General features: G+C 50.3%; 35 protein-coding genes. 18 read left to right on the forward strand and 17 right to left on the reverse strand.

The genetic code is table 11. From position 1 onward, the window contains the following. Nucleotides 1-242: 242 nt before the first annotated feature. Together DXZ20_RS36205 and DXZ20_RS36210 are read right to left on the reverse strand one after the other, a co-directional pair. Nucleotides 243-2,438 (reverse strand): VapE domain-containing protein, encoded by a 2,196-nt coding sequence (locus DXZ20_RS36205; protein ID WP_163703263.1) that lies wholly within the window; start codon nt 2,436-2,438, stop codon nt 243-245. A 664-nt stretch (nt 2,439-3,102) separates the two neighbouring features. After that, a complete protein-coding gene (locus DXZ20_RS36210; protein WP_163703264.1) occupies nt 3,103-3,285 on the reverse strand; it encodes a hypothetical protein in 183 nt (60 codons plus the stop codon). Nucleotides 3,286-3,412: 127 nt separating this feature from the next. Between DXZ20_RS36210 and DXZ20_RS36215 the strand changes: the two genes are divergently transcribed. The 10 genes from DXZ20_RS36215 (at nt 3,413) to DXZ20_RS36260 (ending at nt 10,308) form a co-directional block, all read left to right on the forward strand. After that, a complete protein-coding gene (locus tag DXZ20_RS36215; RefSeq protein ID WP_250566049.1) occupies nt 3,413-4,588 on the forward strand; it encodes a ParM/StbA family protein in 1,176 nt (391 codons plus the stop codon). Between the two features lie 7 nt (nt 4,589-4,595). Further along, nucleotides 4,596-4,901, forward strand: coding sequence for a hypothetical protein (locus tag DXZ20_RS36220; RefSeq protein ID WP_163703266.1), 306 nt, complete (start codon nt 4,596-4,598; stop codon nt 4,899-4,901). Between the two features lie 169 nt (nt 4,902-5,070). Next, a complete protein-coding gene (locus DXZ20_RS36225) occupies nt 5,071-5,721 on the forward strand; it encodes a hypothetical protein (protein ID WP_163703267.1) in 651 nt (216 codons plus the stop codon). Beyond that, complete coding sequence (locus DXZ20_RS36230) at nt 5,708-6,271, forward strand: hypothetical protein (protein ID WP_163703268.1); 564 nt, start codon at nt 5,708-5,710, stop codon at nt 6,269-6,271. Before DXZ20_RS36225 ends, DXZ20_RS36230 begins: the two co-directional genes overlap by 14 nt. After that, a complete protein-coding gene (locus DXZ20_RS36235) occupies nt 6,249-7,580 on the forward strand; it encodes a type IV secretory system conjugative DNA transfer family protein (RefSeq protein WP_163703269.1) in 1,332 nt (443 codons plus the stop codon). The genes DXZ20_RS36230 and DXZ20_RS36235 overlap by 23 nt, the downstream gene beginning before the upstream one ends. Before the next feature lie 38 nt (nt 7,581-7,618). Continuing rightward, nucleotides 7,619-7,813 carry a hypothetical protein gene (locus tag DXZ20_RS36240; protein WP_163703270.1) on the forward strand — a complete coding sequence of 65 codons (195 nt, stop codon included), beginning with the start codon at nt 7,619-7,621 and terminating at the stop codon, nt 7,811-7,813. Continuing rightward, the gene (locus DXZ20_RS36245; protein WP_163703271.1) at nt 7,810-7,965 is read left to right on the forward strand and encodes a hypothetical protein; all 156 of its coding nucleotides are present in this window, start codon (nt 7,810-7,812) and stop codon (nt 7,963-7,965) included. Before DXZ20_RS36240 ends, DXZ20_RS36245 begins: the two co-directional genes overlap by 4 nt. Further along, complete coding sequence (locus tag DXZ20_RS36250; protein WP_163703272.1) at nt 7,940-9,301, forward strand: glycoside hydrolase family protein; 1,362 nt, start codon at nt 7,940-7,942, stop codon at nt 9,299-9,301. Before DXZ20_RS36245 ends, DXZ20_RS36250 begins: the two co-directional genes overlap by 26 nt. Before the next feature lie 228 nt (nt 9,302-9,529). Further along, complete coding sequence (locus tag DXZ20_RS36255) at nt 9,530-9,814, forward strand: hypothetical protein (protein ID WP_163703273.1); 285 nt, start codon at nt 9,530-9,532, stop codon at nt 9,812-9,814. A gap of 104 nt (nt 9,815-9,918) precedes the next feature. Continuing rightward, the gene (locus tag DXZ20_RS36260) at nt 9,919-10,308 is read left to right on the forward strand and encodes a DUF6876 family protein (RefSeq protein ID WP_163703274.1); all 390 of its coding nucleotides are present in this window, start codon (nt 9,919-9,921) and stop codon (nt 10,306-10,308) included. A gap of 97 nt (nt 10,309-10,405) precedes the next feature. Here the strand turns inward: DXZ20_RS36260 and DXZ20_RS36265 are convergent, their stop codons facing one another. The 4 genes from DXZ20_RS36265 to DXZ20_RS36280 all read right to left on the reverse strand — a co-directional run bounded on the left by DXZ20_RS36265 (nt 10,406) and on the right by DXZ20_RS36280 (nt 14,042). Beyond that, nucleotides 10,406-11,401, reverse strand: a complete 996-nt coding sequence (locus DXZ20_RS36265) for a ParB/RepB/Spo0J family partition protein (RefSeq protein WP_163703275.1) — start codon at nt 11,399-11,401, stop codon at nt 10,406-10,408. After that, entirely contained in the window at nt 11,398-11,994 is a 597-nt protein-coding gene (locus DXZ20_RS36270) for a nucleotide-binding protein (protein ID WP_163703276.1), read from the reverse strand. Before DXZ20_RS36270 ends, DXZ20_RS36265 begins: the two co-directional genes overlap by 4 nt. A gap of 597 nt (nt 11,995-12,591) precedes the next feature. After that, nucleotides 12,592-13,635 carry a replication initiator protein A gene (locus DXZ20_RS36275; RefSeq protein WP_163703277.1) on the reverse strand — a complete coding sequence of 348 codons (1,044 nt, stop codon included), beginning with the start codon at nt 13,633-13,635 and terminating at the stop codon, nt 12,592-12,594. Nucleotides 13,636-13,742: 107 nt separating this feature from the next. Then, a complete protein-coding gene (locus DXZ20_RS36280) occupies nt 13,743-14,042 on the reverse strand; it encodes a thermonuclease family protein (RefSeq protein WP_163703278.1) in 300 nt (99 codons plus the stop codon). Nucleotides 14,043-14,047: 5 nt separating this feature from the next. Between DXZ20_RS36280 and DXZ20_RS36285 the strand changes: the two genes are divergently transcribed. Further along, nucleotides 14,048-14,191, forward strand: coding sequence for a hypothetical protein (locus DXZ20_RS36285; RefSeq protein ID WP_163703279.1), 144 nt, complete (start codon nt 14,048-14,050; stop codon nt 14,189-14,191). Nucleotides 14,192-14,305: 114 nt separating this feature from the next. On the opposite strand, the gene DXZ20_RS36290 is transcribed toward DXZ20_RS36285, so the two are convergent. Then, a complete protein-coding gene (locus DXZ20_RS36290) occupies nt 14,306-14,551 on the reverse strand; it encodes a helix-turn-helix domain-containing protein (protein WP_163703280.1) in 246 nt (81 codons plus the stop codon). A 69-nt stretch (nt 14,552-14,620) separates the two neighbouring features. Between DXZ20_RS36290 and DXZ20_RS36295 the strand changes: the two genes are divergently transcribed. From DXZ20_RS36295 to DXZ20_RS36310, 4 genes are all read left to right on the forward strand, one after another. Then, nucleotides 14,621-14,827 (forward strand): hypothetical protein, encoded by a 207-nt coding sequence (locus tag DXZ20_RS36295; protein WP_163703281.1) that lies wholly within the window; start codon nt 14,621-14,623, stop codon nt 14,825-14,827. Between the two features lie 35 nt (nt 14,828-14,862). Beyond that, on the forward strand, nt 14,863-15,150 hold the full coding sequence (locus DXZ20_RS36300; RefSeq protein WP_163703282.1) for a hypothetical protein: 288 nt from the start codon (nt 14,863-14,865) through the stop codon (nt 15,148-15,150). Between the two features lie 439 nt (nt 15,151-15,589). Further along, on the forward strand, nt 15,590-16,051 hold the full coding sequence (locus DXZ20_RS36305) for a single-stranded DNA-binding protein (RefSeq protein ID WP_163703283.1): 462 nt from the start codon (nt 15,590-15,592) through the stop codon (nt 16,049-16,051). 62 nt (nt 16,052-16,113) lie between these two features. Next, nucleotides 16,114-16,656: a J domain-containing protein gene (locus DXZ20_RS36310; protein ID WP_163703284.1), complete on the forward strand. Its 543-nt coding sequence runs from the start codon at nt 16,114-16,116 to the stop codon at nt 16,654-16,656. Nucleotides 16,657-16,679: 23 nt separating this feature from the next. On the opposite strand, the gene DXZ20_RS36315 is transcribed toward DXZ20_RS36310, so the two are convergent. The 3 genes from DXZ20_RS36315 to DXZ20_RS36325 form a co-directional block, all read right to left on the reverse strand. After that, a complete protein-coding gene (locus tag DXZ20_RS36315) occupies nt 16,680-16,892 on the reverse strand; it encodes a hypothetical protein (protein ID WP_163703285.1) in 213 nt (70 codons plus the stop codon). A 66-nt stretch (nt 16,893-16,958) separates the two neighbouring features. Beyond that, nucleotides 16,959-17,522 carry a restriction endonuclease gene (locus tag DXZ20_RS36320; RefSeq protein WP_163703286.1) on the reverse strand — a complete coding sequence of 188 codons (564 nt, stop codon included), beginning with the start codon at nt 17,520-17,522 and terminating at the stop codon, nt 16,959-16,961. A 129-nt stretch (nt 17,523-17,651) separates the two neighbouring features. Beyond that, complete coding sequence (locus tag DXZ20_RS36325) at nt 17,652-18,266, reverse strand: hypothetical protein (protein ID WP_163703287.1); 615 nt, start codon at nt 18,264-18,266, stop codon at nt 17,652-17,654. Nucleotides 18,267-18,534: 268 nt separating this feature from the next. Between DXZ20_RS36325 and mobQ the strand changes: the two genes are divergently transcribed. Then, entirely contained in the window at nt 18,535-20,160 is a 1,626-nt protein-coding gene (mobQ, locus tag DXZ20_RS36330) for a MobQ family relaxase (RefSeq protein WP_163703288.1), read from the forward strand. Between the two features lie 84 nt (nt 20,161-20,244). Here mobQ and DXZ20_RS36335 read toward each other — a convergent pair whose 3' ends face one another. After that, entirely contained in the window at nt 20,245-20,499 is a 255-nt protein-coding gene (locus DXZ20_RS36335; RefSeq protein ID WP_250566050.1) for a hypothetical protein, read from the reverse strand. A 301-nt stretch (nt 20,500-20,800) separates the two neighbouring features. On the opposite strand from DXZ20_RS36335, the gene DXZ20_RS36340 reads away from it, so the two are divergent. After that, a complete protein-coding gene (locus tag DXZ20_RS36340) occupies nt 20,801-21,343 on the forward strand; it encodes a metal-dependent hydrolase (RefSeq protein ID WP_163703289.1) in 543 nt (180 codons plus the stop codon). 78 nt (nt 21,344-21,421) lie between these two features. Beyond that, nucleotides 21,422-21,700 carry an HU family DNA-binding protein gene (locus DXZ20_RS36345; RefSeq protein ID WP_163703290.1) on the forward strand — a complete coding sequence of 93 codons (279 nt, stop codon included), beginning with the start codon at nt 21,422-21,424 and terminating at the stop codon, nt 21,698-21,700. Nucleotides 21,701-21,710: 10 nt separating this feature from the next. Here the strand turns inward: DXZ20_RS36345 and DXZ20_RS36350 are convergent, their stop codons facing one another. The 6 genes from DXZ20_RS36350 to DXZ20_RS36375 all read right to left on the reverse strand — a co-directional run bounded on the left by DXZ20_RS36350 (nt 21,711) and on the right by DXZ20_RS36375 (nt 26,294). Beyond that, nucleotides 21,711-22,031 (reverse strand): helix-turn-helix domain-containing protein, encoded by a 321-nt coding sequence (locus DXZ20_RS36350; protein ID WP_163703291.1) that lies wholly within the window; start codon nt 22,029-22,031, stop codon nt 21,711-21,713. 5 nt (nt 22,032-22,036) lie between these two features. Continuing rightward, nucleotides 22,037-22,360, reverse strand: a complete 324-nt coding sequence (locus DXZ20_RS36355) for a type II toxin-antitoxin system RelE/ParE family toxin (protein WP_163703292.1) — start codon at nt 22,358-22,360, stop codon at nt 22,037-22,039. 281 nt (nt 22,361-22,641) lie between these two features. Then, nucleotides 22,642-23,247 (reverse strand): hypothetical protein, encoded by a 606-nt coding sequence (locus tag DXZ20_RS36360; RefSeq protein ID WP_163703293.1) that lies wholly within the window; start codon nt 23,245-23,247, stop codon nt 22,642-22,644. 45 nt (nt 23,248-23,292) lie between these two features. Then, complete coding sequence (locus DXZ20_RS36365; protein WP_163703294.1) at nt 23,293-24,690, reverse strand: hypothetical protein; 1,398 nt, start codon at nt 24,688-24,690, stop codon at nt 23,293-23,295. Nucleotides 24,691-24,801: 111 nt separating this feature from the next. Beyond that, nucleotides 24,802-25,491, reverse strand: coding sequence for a DUF6753 family protein (locus DXZ20_RS36370; protein WP_163703295.1), 690 nt, complete (start codon nt 25,489-25,491; stop codon nt 24,802-24,804). After that, a complete protein-coding gene (locus DXZ20_RS36375) occupies nt 25,488-26,294 on the reverse strand; it encodes a P-loop NTPase family protein (protein ID WP_163703296.1) in 807 nt (268 codons plus the stop codon). The genes DXZ20_RS36370 and DXZ20_RS36375 overlap by 4 nt, the downstream gene beginning before the upstream one ends. Between the last annotated feature and the right edge of the window lie 3 nt (nt 26,295-26,297).

The following is a 26,297-nucleotide window of genomic DNA, read 5'->3' on the forward strand; positions in this document are numbered from 1 at the left end:
CTCTTCAAGACTCACCCATTGATTTTCTATTTTTTCAGCATTGAGTTCAGTCAATTGCTGCAAAATGGCCTGATTCAGTTCCTGCTGCGCCATGATCGCGCTGTGCAGAATTTGTAAAACAGTTGCCTGGTTAACGTCCGCCATTGCCTGTGCCTACAATGTTGTGCCTGTGTGCTATCCGTCCACTGAATTCCTTAAAAAGCCGTTATTCCAGTTGCTCGGCGATAAACTTGCCATGGCCGTTATTCCAGTTGCTCGGCGATAAACTTGCCATGGCCGTTATGCGACACAAAAGATGGCGTTTGAGGTTGGGCAGGTTGGGCACTGTCCCCATAAACTGCTGCCCTATCTACATTTGGAGGTAGATCAAGCTTGTGCTCTGCCGGTTGGGCAGAGGTTGTATTAGGCGGAGAGGTTGGGCAAAGCGATTCTTCTGGTACCGCTAGCCCGTCAGGCTTAACCCAAACCCGCTGTCGTTTACCATGATGCTTTTTCTGGGCCGATTCCCAGCTAAGCCGCTTGAGGCACTCGGCCACTCGCATTTGATGGCTCTTAGTCTGCTGGCTGGGGTCAATTTCAAAGCAATTATTGAGAACTTCAGTGACATTAACCTTAGTTAGCCGTGCCTCAATCAAGTAGGTTTCAATTCGCGATTGCCATGGATCCGTCGTCAGATAATCTTTGGCTAACTCTTGTGCTTGCTGCTCTTCTGCTGCCGTTAACCACCATTGCTCACCAGCCTGGTAGAGCGCCACGGCAGCACCCCAGATGAGATCGCGCTCCTGGCGTAGCTGCGCCACATCAATCGGCTGCTTTACCGGAATAACCCAGAACCGACGATTCCCAGTGCTGTCACTTAAAAATTCATCCTGGTTGGTGGTGCCGACAATAATCGCTTGCCGCTTCATCCGCTGCGGTTGTTTGCCGTAAGGCGGTCGGATGACATCAACGCTGCTGCTGAGAAAAGCCTTGGTAAGGGAAATATCCTTGCGCTTGAATACGCTCTCCAACTCAGCCCACTCCGCAAACCATGTCTGATGAAGCTTCAGTTTTTCATCCTTATCAATGGCTCCAAGCGAATCATCGAAGTAGTCCTCGCCAGCGAGCAGCTTAAAGAACGTTGATTTTCGGTATCCCTGCTTCCCCTGCAAGATAAGCGCCGTGTCCACTTTGCAGCCAGGCTCAAAGATTCGGGCAACCGCCGCAATCAACGTGCGTTTTAAGAAAATATTATAGATAGGCTCAGGGCAGCCAAAATAGCGCTGGGCGAATTCTTGAAGAATTTGCGTATCGGTATGCTGTTCAACACACTGACTCAAATAGTCTTTAACCGGATGAAAAGGATTTTTTTCGGCAAGAGACTTGAGGATAAGGCCAAGATTGTCGAGCCGCACATCAAGATTGTTGTCAACAGCCAGCCTAACCCTAAAATCGCCAAGATCAAGCGGCTTCTTATCCAGTTCGATGTCCTTGGTGAATTCGTTAAAGCGTAAACGGCTGAGGTAGCGCTGCTCAATGTAGTGATACTGGCGTTTGAAGGCATTGGGTTTGGTTGTGGTTGATGAGTCATCAGCCTGTTTTGTGGCCTCCGGTGTCACAGCGGCAAAGGTCCGCCGTTCTTCCACTGCCGCCAGAATTATTTCCGCCGTTGCCCCTTCCTCGATCCAATCGGCTATATCCCAGCCACCGCTGGCTGAAAGACGTTGCCACAGTCTGGAATCTGGTTTCGCATAGCACCACTTAGCCCCCTCGTAATCAGCAGCGATTGCGCCTGCATACTTAAGGCCTTGCAGGTCACGATCAGGGCAAATCACCAGGGACTCTACAGGAAATAGCCCGCGATATTGCTCTGAGTTGTAAGAATTGGAGCCCTGAATGGTCGTGGTGGCAGTGATGCCAATGCTGTGCAAGGCATCGACACAGGGTTCACCCTCGACCCAAAATATAGGTTCTCCACGCTCAATGGCTTCCAGGCATTCCTGATAGCGATAGGGCCGGGCCAATTTTCTGAGGTCCGTGCAGGCTCCCTTTTGTATAGGGTCCTGCCAGATCTTACGTTTGCCATTGCCATAATCCTGCCGGTTAACCCTTATCAACGGACGTCCTTCAGCATCCTGATAGATCCACGACCGCTGCTGCCTTGGACGGACCGGCTTTTGGTCACGTCGAAGTTCCCTAAGCAGTGCCCGCAGCTTGCGTTTACTGGCTTCACTCTGCGTACACTTGCAGTTAAAACCGCTGTATTTATTGGTCTTTAGATCGACCTTGAAATTTTTACTCTGACAAACCGGACAGAAAAATGACCGTTCGGTCCTGGTTTCACTGCCACCATCAGGCTGCAGGCAGTCCAGATAGTCACTAATTTTGAAGTGGGAGCGGTCGTTCTTCTGGGGCTGGGCGGTGGCCCCCTGGCCTGACCGCGACTCTGCATCAACCATCACGCATTCTCTTGTCTATGGCTCTTGATCTGCATGGCTCACAGCGAGCACAGATGAGATTTAGCGAAAAAAATGCGTGCCAATTTGAGCGCAAATGCCCCTGTGGCCCTCCCTTGTCGTTTGGCAGGAGACTGTGTTTAAATAGAGGCAACTCAATTTGAAAGCAGACTTTTGCGGAGTCGGCTTTTACTGCATCACGCACGATCTCAATTGTGCTGTCCGAATCCTCAGCTGTTCCAGCAGCTGGGGATTCTTGCTATGGGTGTCCAGTCCTTCCAGCCAAGAGTGATTCTGGATGCAGATCTATCGGCACCATGATCGAAACCATGGCGTGAAGAATGACATCCAGAATCATCTGGCCAGAATCATCTAGATGGACTGGTTATGGCAAAAAAACCGGAAGCGCATCACCACTAGCCAAGTAAGGCGCATCATCAAGGACCTGAAACCCGTTCCAGTGGATCCGAGATGAAGTGGCGTGCAATGACACAGAGCTTGGCTCTAACTATACAGACAATTGGCAAAGATTAACAACTGCTCCCCGATCGCGCCTGGCACTCTGATCTCTCCAAGGCGCTCGCTCGCAAGGGAGAACAAGCGATCTACCCTTATTGCCCTAAACAAAGATTTGTAAACACTACAGATTCTAAGCAGACGTTTGACTTCAATCGGCCTCTGACTGCTCAGCCTCAAGTTGATTGAGCCGTTCTTCCAGGAGCACCTGGATTTTTTTATTCAGACTAAGACGATTCCATGACGGATCTGAGCGTGCCACTTCTATGCGCTCACGCATGCCAGAGATGTCAAGGGTTATTCGGTCGCGTTTTTTTGCAGCCTTGTCCGCCATAGGAGCCTCTATCACCAGGTGTAACTTGTCATCACTTTGATGTCACCTTGATCCATTTGGCACTGATGTGTTACAACAGTGCATGTGATGACAAATGATGGCAAAGCATGCCAGAGCGCATAACGCTTTGACACAGATCGTCAGTTTACGTCATTCGGCATCGGATAGCGCCTTTGCCCGCTCCAGCGCTTCCATCTTAGTAACAGCAATCCTTTCCGCTCATTTTTATCAGGAGACCGCCATGGTATCCCTTCGTCAACCGCTGACACGGTCTGACCGCGCTGGTCAGGCGTTGTCAATTACCGCCCCCTTCCCCGCTGCGTTCGATGGTGGTTTTGGTTTTTCCAAGCTGGAACTGCCAAAGCACGCGATCACAACCCCTGCCTTAATTACGCCCATCCATCAGCAACTACATGACCTGCCTCGCAGTCAAAACGGTGGCTGTGTCAGCTACATCAGTGGTCCACGCGCCGATCTCTGTCGCAGTCGCTGGCTGACTGGGTTTCCGGCCTACCAATACCGCCCCAAAGAGCATTTTCGGGTGACAGATCATCCCGACGGCAAAATCAAATACGGCCTGCAATTGCTGCTCGGCTGTCTTGCAACCCTGCCCTATCAACCCTCCTGGGATCTGCAGCTGGTGACCTCGATTCAGGATGCCCAGACCATGGGTGGCCGTCTGGCCGAGGCTCTTGCCGGTCAACATACCGTCGCGTTTGCCGATTCCCCGCCCAGTACTGTCACGATTCGTGTCAGCCGAGTGTTTGAAGAGAGCTATGGCGTCATCGCTGCCAATGGTGGACGCCTTGCCGCCACCCGGCAAATGGTGGTGCTCGATCTCGGCTTTGGCACCACCATTGTCTCCCTGTTTGGTGAAGGAGGGCGCTTGATGCAGCGTCAGGTAAGGGATAGCGGCGTTGAAAAACTGCTCTCCGCCATTGCTGAACATCCAGAAACCCGTCGTACATTGAAGCGTGTTGGTGATATTGTGCTAATTCGCGAGGCCATTGAACAGCAGACCTTTATCTACGGCACCACCGGCTGGAGCTTTCATAACCTCTATATTCAGGAGCTGTCCCCCTGGGTCGAGAGTGTTTTGGCCCCTGCCCTGTCCCTGGCAGCACCGTGGATTGCCAGTGCCAATGCCGTTATCGCTATTGGCGGCGGCAGCCAGCTGCCAGTGATCGAAACCGTGCTGCAACAAAAAGGGATTCATACTCTCAAAAACGGCGCACGCGCCCATGTCCAGGGTTTGTTACTACTGGCAAAAGCGACGTTAGACCAGGTGAGTGGAGGCCAATGACCACCCTATGCCGTACCACGTTCCCGATAATCGACGTGCCAGCATCAGTACTGAGCTGATTCCCTATATCCGGCAAAAGATGCAGGACTGGGATGTGGACTTCAGTACAGCGATTAACACCCTGCTTCTCGACCACAAGCGTGCTGGCCTCACCATTACTGGTGGCAGAGTCTCAACTGACGAGATTACCGCTGCGCCAACAACAGTCACCGAAACAGATACCACAGAACAAGATTTCGATTCAGATACCACCATTTCGAGCCTGGTCAATCTGCTTGATCATGGGGTCTCGCCACTGCGCTCAGCCTCATAAATATCAGAGCTTCTAGTGCTTTTTAGGATTAGTGAAAGCTTCGCTCTTTTCTCTCTTTATTGTCTAGTGGGTGGCCGTTCTAACAGCTATTTTGACTCAACAAGTACAGGTCACAAAAATACGGTTTTGATTTTGTTATTTCTTGCTTTTGACGACTTGAGGTTATGCCATGTCAGAAGATATTCTCTCAACTCCTTCCCCTCCTTCCCCTAAACCCGCTGCGCTTACCACGCGCTCAGGGTTTGAGGGCCAGCAAGCGCATACAAACCCTGCTGAAGCGCAGGGGAAAAGCCCGCTAGCACCAGCCGTGCGCTTGCCGTCCAGCCTGTTCTCATTTGGCCTTTTGCCCTCTCTTTTAGTGGGTATTTCAACACCCCAAAATAGCGATGCGAGTCCTCTTGGTATATGGGTGAATACCGCTGTAATTGCTGGTGGAATTTGGTTGTTTTTTGCCCGCTTTAAGAGGCTTGGACTCCGCTTTTGGCTACCAGCAATTTCGGCTTTTATTGGATTTAATATCTACTCCCTGCTGATGACTGGCGTATTGCACTGGGGCGCTGGAGCTTACCATTTACTGATGTTCTTTGGCTCCGTTACCGCCTTTATCGCCTACATGGCGGTGACCTTGTTGGTGCCAGGCCCAACACTCCCCAGAATCCCAACCAGAACAGAATTGGCGATCCAACTTGCCAAGGAAGAGCTGGCCCGGCTGTTGACTCAGGATAAAGCTGACGAACCAGAGTTCCTAGCCTGGCAAGCCGTGCTGGAACGTTATCAACAGATTGCCAGCCTGGAGGAAGAAGAGCATGAAACCCGCTAAGCCCATCGGCATCTTCATCTGTGCCCTGTTCGCTATTGGCGGCATGGGGATGTTGCTCAATACGCTGTTGCCAGCAGGCAGTGCCAAGGAAACGACTGCTGTTCTTCAGGCTGCAACCGCCCAGAACAATGCGTCAGCAGCTGAGAAGACAGCACCGCCCACTGATATCCCCGTCGGCAGTCCAACAGTCCTCACCGCTGAGGCGGAGCCAGCCCCAGAGTCTGTTTGTATGGCGGCTCTGCAGCAATATCTCACCTACATAGATGCCCGTGCCCACTATCTCCTGCGGGCTGGGCAGACCCAGGGCGATGTCGCCCGTTTTCTAGCAGGCCGCGACCAGGCCGTTATTGGTGAGCTGGCGACTCTTGCCGCCAAGACCGGTACTTTTCAGGGCAATCCAGACCACTTTGCTCAGCTCACCACCTTGGCAGCCGAGCGGCAAGCGGTCGCTTTGGCAAGCCATTTACAGCAACAACCAGCCGCTGATTCACCGTCCAAGACCAGCCTATCTGGAGGCGTTAAGACCTATGACTTCAACCTACAATGCTGACCAGCAAAGCCGGGCGCTGACAGCAGGCAGTCTCATGCTGCTGGGGGTCTTAGGCGGAATACTTTTGCGGAGTATCCCTGCCTATGTCGCCGGAGCCACGCTCACCACCTTTGGGGTGATGACGGCTGCTCGTAAAGGTGTCCGCCCTGATGCGGCGGTCGGAGCTTATAGCAATGAGGTGATGGAGGCTCTGACCGAACTGTTTAACCCCGATACCGTTGATCACAATGCCCGCCGCGTCGTCTCAGCGGTCGCCGCTCAGGTGCCCCTGCTGAAACAACTCCAGGACAGCTACACCCGGCTCAGCGAAGATCCGCAATTCTTTAATGCGCTGGTGACGTTAGATCCGGCAGCCAAACGGTTTCAGCCACTGGTGATTGGCGGTCTGCCGGGCGAAGGTAAAACCCGTGTCATTCAAAAACTGGTGGAGCGGTTCACCCTGCTCAATCCCGAAGGTCAGGTGATGGTGTTTGATCCGGAATATCATTTCAACCAGGCTGACGCCAATGGTTCACCCTGGCCCGAGCACCTGGTGCTGGGTACCCATATTTTTGACAATCTTGCTGGCCTCAATACCATCCGCACCACGCTCAAAAACCGTCTCGCCACCACCAAACAGACAACGCCCCTGTTGATTGTGTTGGATGAGTTTAACAATCTCAAATCTTTCCCTGGGATGCCGGAAGACGATGCTTACTATGCTGAGTTCCTGAGAGAGTTGAAGGTCGCCTATAACCGGGCAGGCAAGCGAAACGTCATGTTGGTGACCGGGGTGCAGCGCATTGGCGCGCAAGAGACTGGGATGCCGCTGGAATATCTCTCAAGCTTCCCCTGGTTGATCTTCCCCAAGCTGGCCAAATCCAAGCGGCTACAGACCGTTCTCGGCCTTGAAGAGACTCAAAAGCGGACTTTCCTTGAGGTGGTCGCTCAGGTGGATGAGATTACCGCCATCAACAACCCCACTCTGCATCCAGCGGTGTATGTCACCCCAGAGCGGATTGACTGGAAACTGATTCCGCACTTTACCGGCCATGAGATTACCGAGGTAATCGAACCAGGACTCGATTGGCTGCTCAAGGTGTGGCAGGCCTGCCCGCACATCATTCAGGCGATTGAAGCCGGTGAGATTAAAACCCGCACCGAACTCGCTGACCCGGCTCTGCCCTATCAGGAGGAGCTGGCCGAACTGCTTGATGAATCCAAGCTACAGCGCAAGACCTCTGACCCGCGCTGGCAGGCGCTGGCGAAACACTGGGACAGCCTGGTGAATGGTGACTTTACTGCCTCGATTGCTGCTGCTGAGACCTGACACCCGTTACGGCTATTTATTGTTTGGAGATTACCCCCATGTGGAACCTGCTGAAATCAGGCGGTGCCGTATTGCTCGCCTTTGGTCTGATGACGCTCTTCTTCCAGTCCATTGAGGAAGGCAATCTGAAAGTCGGCCCCATTGTTGACGACAGTATGACCCTAGCGGCGCGTGTCTATCGCGCCTTCACCACCCCGCTGCCTGCCGATCGCGATGAGGATAGCGCGCCATGAAAACTCTGGTCGATGGGCTGACCTGCCTCATGATGCTGATGATTATCATGCTGTGCAGTAAGATTCTGTTCCCGCAGAAAACCCAGGCTCTGCTGGAGGATGCAAATCAACGCTGGGAGAACGCCCATGAGCGACTCGACACCGCCCCTTAACTGGAAATGGCGCATTGCCCAAAATCTCGCGAAACGAGCCAAACGGAAAACACGACAGCACCCTGTTACGGGTTATGTGGCGGAGCATCATCTCCCTAGTCTCAAAACCCGCGAAGGGATTGCCGCCACCCTGGCCTTATCGGCCCTGACCGATGCCTTGAGAGAACAAAATGACCTCCAGCGCCGCCGTGTTGCTCGACTGGAGCAACGGGCCGAACAACAGCGCAGTCTCATCGAAGCCCTGGTGCAGTTTTTGGTGGTGTTTCTGCTGCTTCTCAGTGTTGGTGGTTATGCCGCCTTCAATTGGGCTGTGACAGAATTAGGAGCGCAGATAAACGCGATTTCCAGCCTGCCAGGCATGGGTTGGCTGCTGGAGGGTACTGAACTCCCAGAAAAGCACCAACACCCTCGTGACGGTGTTTATATGCCGAGCGTGGCCTCTTTTGACCCGCTTGCGATCGCAACGCCTTATTTATACGACAACAGTCCACCAGGAGCATGGGACTTTACGCTCATTGATCCAAAAACTGATAGTACTCGCGTGGCCATTCCCAGTCCCTGCCCTGGCATCATTGAGGAGATTGGTCAGACCAAGCGGGCCGGTAACTATCTGTGGCTGAAATGCAGTGATGGCAATCGATGGTTTATGGCCCATCTGCATCGTTATCAGGTGGCCCAGGATAGTACCGTGCAATTGGGCCAAGCGCTGGGCCTGCAAGGCAGTACCGGCAACAGTACCGGTGATCATGTTCATGCGGTGATTGACCCAGTGACTGGCGATCGCACCGACCGCACAGCCACTAAACCGATTCTAGATAAAGCCTTTAGGTTTTGGAAGCAGGGGAATCAGCTGGCAAATAGTCACCTCAGTCCTTTGTCAGACACAGCGATCGAGCTGGTCAAGCAGCTGGAAGGTCTGCAGCTGGAGGCTTACCCCGATGGCACTGATGCCAATGGCCTCAAACGCTGGTCTATTGGCTACGGCACCCCTTCACGGCCTGGTGAACAGATCACCCCAACTGAAGCTGACAAACGATTACAGGCACATCTGGCTGTTGCCAGTCAGCGTGTAAGTGACCTCGTCACCGTCCCCCTAGCAGAAACACAACGAACGGCGCTCATTAGCTTTGAGTACAACACTGGCGGCCTGGCAACTTCTGAGTTGCTTCGTCACCTGAATAATGGCAATTTGCAGGCGGCTGCCGCTGCATTTGAAGACTGGGTTTACTGGGTACCCCATGGTCAGGTCGACCCGGAGATTGCACCAGGATTGGTCCAACGCCGGAAGCGGGAGCAGCAGCTTTTTTTAGAAAGCATCCAGATAAGCGCCTCTTAACACAGGAGCAACAGCGATGATGACGACGAACGGACTTACGCACGGGAAGAAGTGTCGAGTTGCTGAAACAAAATCAACAACGCTACGAACGCTTACAGGAAAGATTGACTGAATGACCAGAGGGGAGCTGCGATCATCGGGTCAGACAAATCCTGATGACGGTGCAGGCAAAAACAGCGCTCATCCTGCAGTTCCACCTACAGACATATGCCTTGGAACAGGAGCCCCATGAGTAATCTACCTAGGGTTTTTGATAATAATCCACTGCAGCTACTGGCCGAAAAAGCCAGCCCCGAGATGATTCATGACTGGATCGATGCACTGTATGAAACGGATTTTATTGTGGACGACCCCCGCTTACCCTTTCTGCTGTTCACAGTTACTGCGCTTTGTGAATACACCGAGACCCATCCACTCAATCCTGACTATCAAAAGAAATTCAACAGTATTTGTGAACTGGCATTCACAGTTTGCGGTGAGGCTCTGGAACAAATGAAAGCACAGACGCTCTAGCGTAAGATTCTAGCCTGGCCAGCCTAAAGTGTGCGCCAGCTTATAGCTCTCTACCTTCCAGGTTGCTATGAGTCCTGCGTTTTGTCGTAGGAGACTGTTGTGTCTTGCTTAATCCACAAGAATTGCAAGCGAACCTTGCATATTTTACGGGAACAACAACCTGGTATCGTTACCGTCTCGGAGTTGCCGTTTTGGGCTACTACACAGATGGTGTGCAATACCTGGCAGAGAATGCTGAATGCTATTGGCTATTGGGTGATATCTTCATCGCGCAGCAACTGGAATCGATTCGGCAAGAACCATTTCAGGTTTGGGAGCTGAAAGTTGCTGATAGCGCAGGTACGCTCACAGCTAATGATGGTAATACAACGACCATCTTTAACAAGGAAATTTCTGTGACTGACTTTCCTTTGCAATCCATGACACTGTATGTGGAATGGAGCAATATGGAAGGGAGAGACATGCCTGTGCTCTTGCTCCCCAGTGAGCATTAATCGTTGTTTTACTCAGGATTTATTGGGAGGCTTCGGCCTCCTTTTTTATTTGGTAACACGTATCTTGGTGGTGCAAATCTTGCTAAAGCTCAATAAATCAAGAAATTTTAGTTTGGAAAATATCCTCAATTTCTTGAATCAACCGCTCAAGTCTTTCTGTGCTTTCGGGGTTGGCCCACTCTTCAGACTTACTAATTTTGGTTAGTCCTCTGTAGAAACGAAGTTTTAATGAATTATCATTACTATCCGTCTCCGCTTCGGGGGCAGTAGCTTGCAACAACTCTCTTCGCTCTTTACGAATCTCTGCCACAGATGGATTATCTTCAATTGCCCACCGTAGTAGTTTTCCTCGAATCTCTGCATCCTTAACAGGCGCTATTTCTACTGCCTTGCTCCAGCTTAACTGTTCACGAACAGCTGTTTTAATATCTTCTGGTAAGCGTTGCAGCTTTCTAAATTTGCCACGGAATCCGGTAAGACTCCCTTTTTTATAGTATTCAAGAACAGCCTCTAATTTTTCAGCCTGAAGAGCGATATCGCTCTTCATTTCTTTTTTACGTTGTGCATTATTTACAACTTCATCAAGCAGTGAGATAACCTTCCTAGTCGAGATCCCAAGTTCATCTGCTGCGATTTCCAAAACCCCTTCCACTTCCTCCAGCGGGTTTAGGTCATTACGTACGAGATTTTCATCAAGACGAATCCGCCGAGCCTGATAATCGGTTAGCTCTTTAACTTCAGCGGGTATGGTGTCATACCCTAAGTCTTTGACGGCACGGTAACGCGACTCACCATAAATAAGCTCAAAGTCACAGTTGGGATCAGCTTCGGCTCTGAGGCTCTCTGGTAAAGGTCTTAGTAGAATAGAGCCTTGAAAACCATTTTGCTCGATAGAATTTCTTAGCTTTGCCTGCTCATCAGGGTCAAAGTATTTCCGGAATTGAGTTTGATTTACATAAATCCGTGAGAGTTTAATTGGTTGGACTTGGATGAATGCTGCTGCATCCTCGGAGGATACATTTGTTTGAACGGCCTGGGCTGGCTCGTCATTAACCGCTTCAAAGACCGCACTTAGCTTTGATTTTCGGCTCATGCTAGAATTTCCTGTCCTACCCGTGTGTATTGATACCAGATTTTTTGGGCGTTACCATCTTTTGCTTCACTTGCCAAAGTACCTTCAAGCGGTAATTGCTCAACAAATGCATATTTTTGAATAGCAGTGCTAAACATTGGGATATTTGAATTAGCTAATAATTCTTTCAGCTCTGCTACAATCTTGGTCGCATTCGGTGGCACCATCGTTAACAACACTCTGAAAGGGGTTTCCATTTTCTTGATAGCCTGCACAGTTTGGACCAACACCTCTAAGTCCATGGGGCGTGTTGTTGACGGCAGAATCAGGAGGTCACAGTTTTGTGAAATTTCCTCTAAGTCCTCTGGTGACGGCCTAGCCTTTGTATCAATCACAATATGTTCTGGTCGCCTCGCCATAATCAGCTTTGGTGCAAAGTTATCAGTTGTCACCTCGAAAGATAATTTGTTGTGCTTTGCCCAGCTCAGAGCTGAGCGGTTTTCATCAGCATCAATGAAAAGGGTAGAAGCCTTGGATTGGAAAAATGCTGCCAAATGGACTGCCGTTGTCGTTTTTCCAATCCCACCCTTGTAGCCTGCAACTGTAATAATCACCTAAACCAGCTTCTGTTAATCAAGTATTTTATTGCAAGGAGTTATTCACGTTTCCCTGTGATAGCAGGTTTTGTAGGAAATCACACTATCAGCAGTGACTTTCTTTCAAAACACAATGATTGTTGTCTGTGGATATGTTGGCAAAGCGATAGCATTCGCGTCAGCGATTGTCCACATATCCACAGGAAATCCCGTTAAAGAGTGTTAATTAAACAGTTATAAAACAATAGTTAGAACGTTAATAAACTGTTAATACGTTACAGTTTGCTGAAAGGCCCAGAATATAAGGCATTAAAGTGCATTTTTGTCCGCGAAGTACCGACGTTTTGTCCGCGAAGTACCGTTGAAAAGTCCGTGAAGTACCGACATTTTGTCCGCGAAGTACCGTTGAAAATGTCCGCGAAGTACCGTTGAAAAGTCCGTGAAGTACCGACGTTTTATCCGCGAAGTACCGTTGAAAATAGGAAATAGGGGCGAGTTATCCACAAAAATGTGGATAACTTTGGCTCTCATGATGCTTGCTGAGACTGATTTGGATAGAAAGATATGAGTTTTGTTTGGTGGAACGCCAATAATGTCCGCGAAGTACCGTTTCCATCAGATAGGGTGATTAGCAACGTATCTGGTACAAAAAGCAAGAAAGGCTTTATCCGGATTTAGAGGTGCGTCTTTGTGTTTTTTCTGAGCCCAAGCCCGCCATTCTTGCTCAATATGCTGAATATCGTAATTTGGATAGCTCTCCTTTGCGTCAATCAGGGTATGAACTGAGAGTTCAAAGCTACCCTTTAGTTTTGGCCGCTGTGAGGCAGATGTCTTGTTTATCAGTTTTTTGGGGCGGAAAGTAATGCGGCTCCTTGCTGGATCTCTCGCTACATTAATTTCCATCGTGTATTCAGGAAGGCAATTTTCCCGAATTAGGCTGACAACATCCGCCTTAAATCGTCTGATCTCGCGGTTGGAGCCACATTTATCCTTGAGCCGTGGCAAGCTAATAGACCAACTTTTCTGCCTACCACAGTGCTTTCGAGCCAGTTCATAGAAACGACGAGCGAGCCCCTTACTCATCGTAAAGTATTCATCATGAATGGTTAAAACCCTTCGGTCGCGTGTAATTGCACGGAAGACCCAGTCACTAAGAGTGACCTCAACAGCAACCATGACGGTTTTACCATTCGGAAGAGTACGGTCGATAGTGCGCCATGATTCAATCCATCCAAAACCTCGCCGCTCTTTTTCGTCTCCTGAGGCAATAGTTGTTCTAATGCTGGTATTACGCAACCGGTCCAGGGCATTAAGGAGCAATTCATAACCTCGCTTGCCGGTGCTGCGTTTGGTCCTTTTTAAGAAGTCTGCAGCCACAAATCGAATTTTGTGTGATGGTATTTCACCACGTTCAATCCGCTCATTCAAAATACTGGCTATGTAGATTAAAACTTCTTTATCCCAGATGGTTGCAACTCCGCGAGGTCCAGGCTCCACTATAATTTCTACGTCATCATGTTGGTAAAAAATGGGTTTCATCTGCGGTTTTTTCTCAAGCGAGAAAAAAGGATGCTCCATTAAAACTCGATCGTCTTTAAGTGGAAGATTAGCCCTGTCTTCAGCAAATAAGCTAAGTTGGCGTGTCGCTGACTCGGGCATGTTGACGTATTTGTTTTGTCCGTGATGTACCGACGAGAAGATTAAGTCGCTTCTATCGGACAGTCAAATCGTTAACCTCCAAAAACTGACTGATAGCTGGTTTTGAACTATTGCCGCCGCCATTTCCAAGGCTCAGTAAACTTCGACTGCCATATACCGCGCTGCTCAGCTTTAGCTGTCTTTTCGTCCTTGATGTATTGCCTCGTGTAGCGCCGATAGGCCAGTGCCCAGCCATAACAAACCATCCAGGCATTGAGGTTGATTTCCCCAGCAAAGCATTCAGCTAAGGTTCGGTCATAGCGGTCTGTATCCTTGTGATCGCAACTTAGCTGAGTACCCTTGGTTTCATCCTCAAGGGCCTGTCTGGCATCTTGGCCACAGCGCCAGAGTATATTCCTTTCAGGCACGTTTGATGCAGCTCTACAGCATCAATGCCCCACAATCTGATTTCAGTCTGACTGATGGTGAGAGAGTCGCCGTCGATAACTGTGGCGGTGCCGACAGTTTGATCAACCGAATGCTCGGCACTACTTTCGCACCCGATAAGCCAAAATAAAGCCGCCAAAAGGGCCATTGAATATTTTGTGCCACCTTGGGTCATTCAAAACCTTAACAGTGCGTTAAAACTCATCTGAGGGCGATTAAGGGCTATTCAGGTTTGCTTGTAAAGCTACTCTTCCGTCTGGTTTGGGTGCTGGCTGACCAGAAAATCCATTGGCACCTCGAACAATTGCGCAAAGGCATGGAGTTCATAATCTTTGACGCCGCGTTGATTGTGCTCAATCTTCGACAAGTCGGCTTCACTGAGTTTGATGCCGTAGTCTATTTCCAGTGCCGCTGACAGCTCAACAAGTTTCAGATTAGAGTTCCTGCGCATCTCCCTGATGCGTCTGCCGCTGATGTTTGCCCTGCTCATGACCAGTAGCACTATCAAGACGATCAGTCATATTTTTTCGATAATCGAAAGTTTTTTCGTCGCACAACCTTGACGGTCACTGGTGAGTTTCCTACACTCCACCCTCGGTCAACCGCCGTTGACCTGGGGAAAATGGTCATTCCCCTGTTCAAGAGTGCGTTACTGCCAAATCCCCTCTATGGTGGTGACGTATCCATCCCTGCTTATGGCCGGGGTGCCGAGGGGCGTACGTTTTTGGACGTGCGTCTCCTTGGTGCTGCTCTCTTGACAGCGTGACCATCACCCCGGCCACCCATACGCAGGATATTTCTATGCCCGATTCTCGACCAGCCGTACCAAGGCTGCCGGATAAAGCTCGATTTACTGAAAACCTCTGCCAACAAATCGAGGGTTTTCAGCGGATTTTGCAAGTCCCAAGCGAAACTTTAGCAGCTGCCCTGACTCTGTCGCCGCAGGAGTTTCAGCGGCGCATTATCCGGGTCGAGGACTTCACGGCGTATGAGATTGCCGTCTGTGCTGCCATCTTCCGCACAACAGTTTCGTCTCTGGTGGGCGAGGAATATCCTCTGAATACTTCGCCTAGCTCCAGCGTTCTTTAACCGACAAGACGTTGCTGGAGCCGCTATCAGTGGATAGCCGAGCCTCCTAAAGCGATAACACTTAACACCCACTTACTCTCTGGCTGTGCGATGCGATCAAGCCTCATCCCTTGTCCCTTGATACGCCTATTTGCTGCTATAAGCGTCATACAGCGTCTTTAATCCATATTCGTATCTTGGGTACAAAAGTCTCCTTATCCTCACTCAAAACTGATCTGAGCACCTTATAGCACCATGCTACCAGGAAGGGCAGGGGACATAGTTATTGTCGTTCTTAATATTGTTGTCATCGGCCCTGACCTGTCGCTGCCAGCGCTACAGGCGGTTTGTCATGGGTTTACCAGGGTTCTCCGCCTTGGTTGGCATAGCTGAAAATCACTCCGGCTTTTAGGCCGGGAATCAGAACCAGGCCGCCAAGCAAAACGACGGTTTCCACGCTGTGGACCCTCCGCAGTTTTGCTGGTCGCCCGAACCTGCCCCGGCGCTGGGCAAAGCCATGATTTTCAACCGCCAACAAGGAGAAACCATCATGGCAAACAACAACACTGTCATCCTCACCGGCAACCTGGGTCAAGCCCCGGATGTATTCAAAGACAAGAACGGCAAACCCTTTGTCCGCCTCTCTCTTGCTACCACCGACAGCTACAAGCCCGAGGGCAGTGATGAGTGGCAGGACCAGGATACTGTCTGGCACACCTGTTTCGCTTATAGGGAAGCCGCTCGGTACGCCAAAAGCTTCAAAAAAGGCGAGCGGGTCAAGATTCTCGGCAAGATTGCCTACCAGCAGACCGAGACGCTGCTTGAAGGTGAAAAACGCTTCTTCAACAACGCGACCATCACCGTGCGGACCATCAAGGACGCCCGCTTGAGAAAGAAGCTGGACACGGCGGAGGCGGAGTAACGCCCCTCCTTTCTCTCAACCAAATCACGACAACTGAATACTGACAGAAAGGAACCGACATCATGAACATCTATGATGCCGCGAAGATTCTAGGATTAACCGGAACAATTACCCCAGACGACATAAAAACTGCTTATCATGCCGCAACCAAGAAATACCATCCTGACGTGAACCCCGCTGGGGAAGAGATAATGAAACTGGTCAATGCCGCCTATGCCGTCTTGAAAGACTTTGACGGCGAAATCAAAGACCAGCAAAGCGATTATGGTGACGCCCTCAGCATTGCCCGCCCAGCTAAGGACATCGCCGCCGATATTCAACGCCGTCTGATTCCGCATTATCTCACGGCCTATGACAAGGCCTTCAAACGCCACAACGAGCAAATTAAACAGGCTGAAATGGAGGAATATATTGCCCAAGCTATTCTAAAGGTTGCGCCAGGTGGTCGTCTTTGCCCTGACGTTCGCTACAGCAAAACCATCTACTTCGATAACGGTAAAGCCCAGCTTTGGAAAAGCGACGAAGTCAGACTTGAGCTTAGGTATTTGTCTGTTGACCAGGCGATTAGGATCATCGCCATGTTAAAGCCGGAACACGGAGCGTGAGTCTTGTTACAATTAGCCCTGTTTTACGCTTCTACTAGATCAAAGCGTTTTTCAATGTGCTCGAAGCGATCGGTGAGGTTGTCGATGCGATGCTCTATGCGGACCAAATCTGTCCGCATTGTCTCTAGCGATGCAACCCGGTCACGCAATTCCTTTAGCATATGACCGTGATTTGCCATATCGGCATGAATGCGTTTCAGCAATTCGTACATCAGTTCATTGGTGACTTCAGCCATAGTTGGCAGTATGCCTGAATTTCCTTAACGAGACAATAACTGTTATATGTTTGTCATTGTGTGCTATTACTGGATGACCAGTTCCCTGAGGCCGCAGTCACTGAGAATTTCGGTATGGGGCAGCTCCTGGTTGTAATAGGCTGACGTCTCACAGGTAATGCCAGTGTGAATAAATAACCCGCCAGTCGCTTCATCATCACGCAGCACTACCCCGGCAAAATCAAGGATATGGTCCGGATCAATCTCCTGTGAATAGCGCTTGGCTTGCAACAGAAACTTGTCACCATCCTGGTCCCAAAAGCTGCCGTCAATACCGCCGTCATGGGTGTAACAACTGCGCTGAACGGTGAAGCCAGCGTCATCGAGCGAGTGCAGTAATAATTCCTCAAACACAAACGGGCAAATCACCCGCAGCGCGCTGAGCACAAAGTCGGTTTGCGAAGGAGGATCTAACTCTCTGCTCTCCCGCCGCAGCCGATTCAGAATAATCCGGGCATCTCGCATTGCCGCTTTCTTCCTCGGCACCTGAAACACTCGGCCATCTTTCGGTCGTTTGAGCCGTTTTGGCCGGTATTGTTTGGCCCACTCCGGTGCGCCCTGGGTGGTGGTGCCACTGTTCGTACTCTGCATGATTTGCCCCTCCTGTGATCGGGATGAAGTCAAGGAATAGGGTTATGGATTAATTAAATAAAATTCAAGTAAAAACTATTTTTATTGCTGGGGAAGAACAAGCTGTGGTGCCGCACTGCAACAGTCGCCTCAGGCGTCGAACTCTGCCAGTAATTCATCGGCCTGGGTTTCCGGCAAGGGTGGTTTTGATTCTGGTAACTGGCCCTCTGTCGGCACGATAGTGTTGGCCGCTTCAGATAGTCCTGGGTGGTGTTTCCTGTTCACCGGAGAGGAGGGAACTGTACCCTCAGAGACAGCAATACTGGCGTCTGTAACGGGGGCAATGGTCTCGGCCACCAGCGAGGCGGGCAGGGAAGTCCGTTTTTGCGATGAGGGTTCACTTGCTTTTGGTTTTTGTCTCCCTGATTGAGCGGTAATAGGTTTAGCCGATGTAGCAGAGGCCTTCTTGCGTTGTTTCTTCTCTTCTGGGGACAGTACTGGCAATTCAAATACCACGCGATCACGATCTGTGGTCAGCGTGATATTGAGAATTTCCAGTAGCTGTTCGTAAGTTTGACATGGTGTTTCATTTTCGAGCAATGCCCGCAGCAAATAGCCACCAGCAATGTACTTGCGGCGATTCTCTTTGCGACGCTTTTCCTTGGCCAGCAGCAGGTCGATTTGCCGGGCTTTCTTCTTCGCTTGCTCGGCTTGCTCTAAATGTTTGTCGCGTTGTTTTTGTAGCTGCTCTTCTTTGGTCACCATGCGCCCACAACCCCTCTAGTAAGCATGTACCATAGTGTAGGCAAAAATTCTGGAATTGCCCACCAAGAAGGTGGGCGAACGCGCCTGCTCTGTGTTGTTGACTTGCGGCAACACTCTCCCGTGGGTTCCGTGGGCGCGTCACCGGAAACGCTGGCATCTAGCCCCGAATTCAGGAACCAATGGCGCAACTATACATTGCAAGCAATGTGTTGCGCCGGGGGCTTGCCCCCTGGTCCCCCCAAAACCGTCCGCTCTCTTTTGCGAACTTATGGCGCTCTATTATCTCGATTTTAAGGTGCACTCCCGTGCAAAATCTGCGAGCACCATCACAGCAAAAGCGGCGTACCGCGCGGGCGAAAAAATCTACGACCCGACCATCGGTGAGACGTATGACTACACGCGCAAACGCGGCGTTTATGGCAGCGAGATTTTCGCCCCCGACAATGCACCGGAGTGGGTGAACAATCGCGCTGATTTATGGATTGCTATTGAGCAAAAAGAGGACGCCAGCACCCGCCGAAACAGCGCGCAATTAGCGCGGGAAATGGTGCTAGCGTTACCGGTGGAACTCGCACACGACGAGAAACAAAATCTAGTTCGTGAGTATGTCCAAACTCACTTTGTTAACCGGGGTATGATCGCCGATGTTGCTTACCACGATTTTGATTCACACAATCCCCATGCCCATGTGTTGCTGACCATGCGCGAGATTAACGCTGACGGCTTCGGAAAGAAGAACCGCAGCTGGAATGATCGCAAGCTGGTGAGTCAGTGGCGGGAGCAATGGGCGAGCCATATTAACCGCGAACTGGAACGGGGTGGCCACCAGGCCCGCGTTGACCATCGCAGCCTGGAAGAGCAGGGCATCGATCGCGAACCACAGATTCATCTTGGGCCGCATGTCATTCAAATGGAAGCGCGAGGTATTCGCACCGAGCAGGGCGACACTTACCGCGCCATCAATGCCGCCAATCGTCAGCGCGCCTTGGCCAAGGTCGATGAGCGCGCGGTTGAGCAGGATAATACCCAGCCCGATCGCGAGGGCAAGCAGCAACGCCTGGATGATGAGCGAACGCTCATTCATCAATGGCAGGAGTACAAGGACCGGGAACGAGGTAGCGCTCCGGCGGCTTCTCAGCAGAAGCGATCGCCGGAGCGCTTGGATGACAAAAAATCAAAACCGGTTCAGTCCAAACCAGACCACTATGGTCAGTTCTTTACCCAGGCGGTGCGCTATGAACTGGGTAAGGACTACAAGCCCCCCTACAGTCAAAAAATCGATCCGGCGAGTCAGCATATTCAGATCGATACCGAGGCACAGAAAGTCGATCCACTGGAGCATAAAATTGGTGATCTCGATGCCGATATGACAACTGCGTTAGAGCAGATTGCGCAGCATTCAAAAAATGCCAGCAAACAGATCCGTCGGGCGAACTGGTTTCGCGCTCATCCCGAACACGAGCACAGTGAGTATTGGCAAGTGCGGAGTGGCTACTACGGTGAAGCGAAGCGGGAATATCTCAAAGAGTTGTCGCGTCAGGCTGAAGCACATGGTAAAGATGCGGTGCTCACACCCAGGATCGATCAGGATATTGCGATCCGCCTCAGGGGGGCGGGCTTTAGCTGGAATCAAATCCATAAAGCGGTAACCGAGGAAAGTCCGGTTGCGACCTCATTGCCGTCTGCTGAACATCAGTCGGTATATCTGGAGCAGGTGATCCGTCCGACGTTGCAGGCCACGGCTGTCAAGGAGCTTCGTGAGGCGATGGATCGCGATAAGAAGGAGCGAGGGCTTGTTCATGAGCAACGGCTCGACAAGCTGGGGCTGGCAACAGAGCAGCGGGGCCAGGAGGTTAAGCGTGAGCGTGAACAAGGGGAAGGGTTAGAAAGATGATCTTGAGAAAAACGAAACCCACTAGCCTTATCGACCAGTGGGTCAGCGTCATCATAAATCAAACATCACGTCATCGTTACCGGGTTAGAAATCAGGTTCTTCCGGGATAGATGCGGTTGGAACCTCATCTGATTGATCATCAAGTGGCGCTCGCAAGACGAAATCATAGATTTTGCCGGGCATTCTAATTGGCAAAAAGTCGATGGAGAGGCTAAAGCCCTTGCCATCACTGTTTTGCCAGGCCGCTCCCATGGGAATCCAGGTTCCCCTGGGTTGATCAGCGGAGTTTTTAACAACGAGATACAGCCGTAAATCCGGCTTTCTTGGTGTGCTGGACATTTGAACCTCCTTTGAGGTCAGAACAACAATAAGCTACGAGACACAAGAGCGCCAGGCAGCGAGCTAACAAGAAGCGCAAACGCTTCAGCCAAGCCACATCCGATAAGTGTCAAAGCCCCTTGTTGGATGATTGGTTACTGGGCAAAATGAAAAATGGAGTAGTGAAAAGCAGTAGAGAGCATCACTATTTGTGGTTGTAATGTGCTCTCGGAGCGAAAAAAGATATGACAACAATCTCTGAGCCCTTCTGTCATCGCCCCAGTAGTAGTCTGAGTCTGGTCGAGCAGGACGACAACAAAGCATGATGGCCCGTAACCACATTCCTTTTGCCATGAGCTGTTGGTGGTTGGTTGCGATCGGAGCCGAGCTTCCCATCGAAGCGCAGGGCACCATGACCGCTGCTGTCGGCGGAATGCTGCCGGACCTGGATCATCCGGGAAGTGCTCTCGGCAGGCGACTTAAGCTGATTAGCCTGCCGCTCTCCGCCGTGGTCGGTCATCGCGGGGTGACCCATAGCCTGCTGGCCGTAGTGGCGCTGATTGGTGTCCTGGTGACTGTCGCCACGGTCCCGGTCTATAGTCATTTGGGCTGGCTGATCACGCCGTTGACTATCGGTTATCTCTCCCACATTCTCGGCGATAGTCTGACACCATCCGGGGTGCCATTGTTCTGGCCCAGGAAAACAACCTACAGCATGAATCTGTTCAAAACCCGCAGCTGGCAGGAGACGCTATTTGTCGGTCTCTTTACCTTCAGCACAGTTATCTTTGGCGGAGTGGTGACGGCGGCGGTCAACGACTTTTGGCAGCGGGTCGCGACGGTCTCGCAACTGTTTATGCGATGACATCTGAAGTCATTCCTTGACGGCGGCGGCGGACTTTGCAAGTGGTTGTGGGATATCCAATCAACAAAAAGGCAGCCCATGAACCGCAGTGACCTGATCTCCCGCATTGCAGAACAGGCCGATCTCACCAAAAAACAGGCCAGTGAAGCACTGGATGCCACCATCAGCACCATCATGGATGCGGTAAAAACCGACGGTGATGTTCAGTTGATCGGCTTCGGCACCTTCACCGCTGTGCATAGCGAAGCACGGGAAGGACGCAACCCCAGAACCGGCGAGACGTTGCAAATTCCGGAGCGAAAAACGCCAAAGTTCAAGGCAGGCAAGGCATTCAAAGACTTGCTGAATGCGGCATGATGAATGTTTTTTAGCTAGCTGAGTGACTTACAGGTAAAGTGTCAGCCAGTGCTCGCAGCACAGCTTGTGGTTCTTTAGCAATAATTCGAAGTAGGGTTTTCGCTGGTCCGTGTGGTTCTCGCTTACCTTGTTCCCAGTTCTTCAAAGTTGCAATACCGATGCCGAAGTTAGCAGCAAACTGTGTTTGCGACATGCCGAGATCATGGCGAAGGGTTTTAACGTCAGTGTCTAGCTTGGGAAAACTGGTGACTCGCACTGTTCCGGCTTGTTTCTTGCGATGCATCTGCACCTCTTGCAAGGCTTTAATAAGGTCTTGACCGAGTTCAGACATGATATTTAATCCTTCCTTATCCCATCAACAAGTTGTTGCAGCACTTTTTTCTCATCAGCTGTAATATCTTCGCGCACTTTTTTGGCATAGGCTGATAACAGATATACCGGTGTCGCGTCATTGTAGTAAAAGTAGATGACTCTTGCCCCACCTCGCTTACCGCGATTTGATGCTTGCCAGCGTAGTTTTCGGATGCCCCGTGTGCCCTTGATGACCACACCAGCATCAGGATTGTAGGCGAGATAGACTCGCAGATTATCCAGCTCTTCATCCGTGAAAATCTTGTCTGCCTGACGAATGAACGTCTGAATTTCTACAACCTCTAGCATCTAGAGACTGTACGCCAATGGCTCCTAAAGTCAAGCAAAAAGAGATATTGCTCTGAATCCACCAAAAGAATAGGGGCTAAGTCCCACCTCTTCGCAGCTCCTCCGTCCGCTGCGGTTCTAGCTCCAACAGCAACCAGGGTCAATGCCCGCTGCCGCTTTCCGCTGCGCTCCAGCCTTGACCCTGACCACTGCCTCCGCTGTGAAAGAACCGCGACGGATGGCTCCGGAAGAATGGGACTGGGGAGGCACCTATTTTGACTGAAGGGCTGAGAAAGGAAAATCTAGTCGATGTCGAGGTGAGGAAATCTGGCTTTGAGAGCCTGTAAAGTGGCTTTTCGTGACCGCCGCCGCTGCCTGCGATCAATGATTCTTGAGCTTACTTTTTGAAGCTTTCGCATCAATGCTTTGATATACAAGAGTATCCAGCCATGTTCTGTTGAAGAGTCAAGGGCTGGGAATGCTTTAACCGGTGTGGCCTGTGATAGTTGGTCCCATGAGTGTCCAATAGTTGGATATGGTTCAAGTATGAGCCGACCTTGGTCGCAGTAAGTTTTAAGGGTTCTCACCTCATCGGTGTAAGGGAACTCTTTAATCCCTGCTTTAAATTCTAGCCACTCTTCCGGCAGAATATTTTGATAAGGCTGCTTTTGTGAAGAAAGGTCTGGATGTCGAAACAAGTTGAACAGAGCAGCGTTCAACTCACCATAGCTCATCCTAAGCAGTTGTCGTGGCCGTTCAACATAAAGCTCAAAACGGTGTCTTCGTTCAGCACATTCTTCCTCATACTGCTGCTTGGTTGGAGGAAGAATAGATTGCGTTTTTTCGAGATTCTTGAGTATGACTGAAATCGGTAACGGGTGTTCGGTTGGTTTTTCCTTTAAATTCATAGGGTTGTAGGATAGCAACCCTATGAAAATTGTCAACAAATTTAGTTAATAATCATCGTATAACCCTTCATCTAGAATAGGTTCGGTACTTTGAGAAGAGTGATCGTCATGTTCCGGAGCAGCAAGCCGCTGACGCTGGGTATCGACGTAAGCATCCAGGCGATCCATTCGCCGGATCGAACTCGGAATGTTATATTGCGCTCTGTAGGAGTCAACCATCTGTCGCCAAGTTTGCGTTCTTTCCGAGGTGAGGTCTTCGGCGAGGCTGTCAGCCCACTGTTGTTTGTTACCCTCGTTCCATGCGGCAATGGGCGGAAACTTGTCAGTAGCAGCATCGGTAACTTCTCGTTCATTGAATCCAGCTGCATACATTGTTCGACCAATACTTCTAGATAAGGTATATTCATCTCGGATAGTAAAGTCCTCACGCAAGATATCGAGGTTATTGTTGTCAATTTCCTTGATAAGAAGCCGTTGAAACTCCCGCTGCGAATTTAGTTCTGCTTCAGGGAGCTTCTCAGCAAGGGATGCTGTTTGACGGGCTTCTGCTAACAAATATTCTTGCGGGGTGCGACGGTCATTAAGTGGCACATAGTGATCAATGCGCCATTGCTCCAATTTTGCGCGGTCCTCATTCAGGCTTTGCCTGATGTGAAAATTATCAAAGTCCTGGGTGATTTCATCCACATAGAATTGTTGATCGTTGCGGCTAAACCAGCTCCCCTCAGACAATATTCTTGCCTGAGGGCTAAGGTCTTTCATCGATTCGCGAATTTCTGATGGTTCAAACCCAAGCACATACATCGAGCGTATGGTATCTTGCTCAATGCGGAGCATTTCTTCTGGATGATAAAGTGGGTCCATGGATCGTAAATCTTTGCCAGCCGTGCGACGACCCATTTCATACAGATAACGATCACCTGCCACTTCTACGACAAACTTATCGTTCTCTACCTGCTTAGCTACAACTTGTGCCAGCTGAATATTTTTAACCCATAGCGCATGGTTTTCTGATTCATCGGCAGCCTTGGAGATCAGGGCTGCTGTCTCTTCTCGAATAATAGATTCCCTGCGAGCATTGACTCTGGCCTCAATTTTTCTGTCAGAGGGCCGTTCTCTTCCATCGTAGTCAGCATTTCGAATCCGCGATTCTGCTGCTTCTTGTTTTTGTTGATAGTAGGGAGTACGAGTTTCTTGCTCTTGAGCTGTGAGTTGTGTCGCATTCTCACGATCTTCATCGGTTAAATAGTCATGGAGTAAAACGCCTGCCTCTACCAGAAATGTGGTGCTGCTGAGCTTCTGTAGCGATCGACCTCCACGACTAGGTACCCTTGATGGCTGGCGTGCAGGAAGGTCGAAATCAGGCTGTTTGGCAGGCGGACGGGCCGACTGGTCGTAGGTTGTCTTTGAATCACGAGTTTGAAGGGAGTTGTTATCTTCCATGATGGTTATCGCCCATAGCGGGCAGATGAAACGATAAAAATGTGCTGAATAGTTGGGAAGACACTGGGAAGCGCAAAGTCCCCAGTGCTGTTACTAAAATCAACCGGTGTATCAGACTGACTGATGACTGAATGGCATTGGCAGGACAACTGGCGCTATGGCCGAAGGCGACTTTGTGTCCCGCCACAGCAGAAAACTGCCCCCAAGGCCGAGAACCAGTCCTAGCATGAGAGCAAGGCTAACGCTCCAGCTCAAAGCGTTGTTCTGTTGATTGCTCTCGAACCAGGTTTGCAGCTGGACGTTCAAGGCTACGTTGCTGCACTCGATCTTCTCTAATCTGGAGGTCAAGCTGGTTTTCAAAGTGTCTAACTTGTCCGATAAGCTGTTCATGTCCTGCTGCGAGCGTTTGTAAGTTTCGCTCAGTTGCAGCAGTATGGTTAGCAATTCCTTGAAGATCGAGTTCGAGTTGTTGAGTGTAATCGTCAGCTGTTCGATGGACTTGGCCTGGTGATTGATTTCGTGAATGGTCCGTAAAAAATTCTGACTCCATAGTTCCAGTTCTCCGGCGAATGATTTGAACAAGTTTTGCCACTCAGTAGGGGCATCCTCTGTTATCGCCAACAGTTGTCCCATAGCTATGAACAGAAGAATAAATTCATTCTCTACGTCGATCTGATAGCGAATCAGAACATTAAGCACTCTGGCTTTAACCTCGGCTGATTCTCCGTCAAGGGCATGGTCCAACAGACGCATTCTAGGATCACTACTCACAGAAGAGGTGGATTGGAAAGAGTAGCTCATATTGCATCCTCCCCGCCTCTAGAAGGTCGTACAAACGGCACCACGCAGTCCTCTATCTGCGGGGTCGGTTGCAGAAAGTCCAGCCGGTCAAATTCCGCATAAGCTTTGCTGAGAAAGGTTTTAACACGTTGCCTTGAAATCGCCCCGAACTGGTCATACTCTCGTGCTTCGCCAAAGGTCAGGCTGAGTTTGTCAATCAGATTGCGATCCTTGTTACCAATAAACTTCGGCAGGCTAATTACCGGAATCTGATACTGACTAATCAGTGCCTGGAGTTCATCATCCTCATGGAAAGGAGCCCAGTCATCGGTTAGACCCAAATTTTTGACAAACACATGATTGAGCTGATTACCAAATTCTTTGACATATTTTGAAAACAGCGCGAGAGAATCGTAGCCTGAATCAGAGATATGGAAATGATATATCTTGACCTTAGATTCTGCTGCTAACTCAAAAATTGAGTTGTAAACTAGCCACTGCCTCAAAGCGTTAAACACCTGTGCCGGTAGATTAGCAACCACCCGATGTTCAGTGGCAAGGTTAAACAAGTTATTAGCGGAGTCTTCGTATTTCTGGCCCTCAGAAAACACTGCAACATGTTTATGGCCATCCGGATTGAGGTGTCCGTAAGTGCGAAGAAGATCGGGGTTTGAGCGATCACATTCCACCAAAACATAAGGTTCTGAGCGGTCAATCAGGTTGGCACAAAGTGTTTTTGCAAACATGCTTTTGCCGACCCCCCCTTTTTCGCCACCAACAAAAATAAGCTGTCTTAGGGATAGGGTTGCTGCAAGTTTTGACATGAT

It is taken from the genome of Adonisia turfae CCMR0081 (assembly GCF_011009555.1).
Taxonomy (GTDB): domain Bacteria; phylum Cyanobacteriota; class Cyanobacteriia; order Phormidesmidales; family Phormidesmidaceae; genus Leptothoe; species Leptothoe turfae.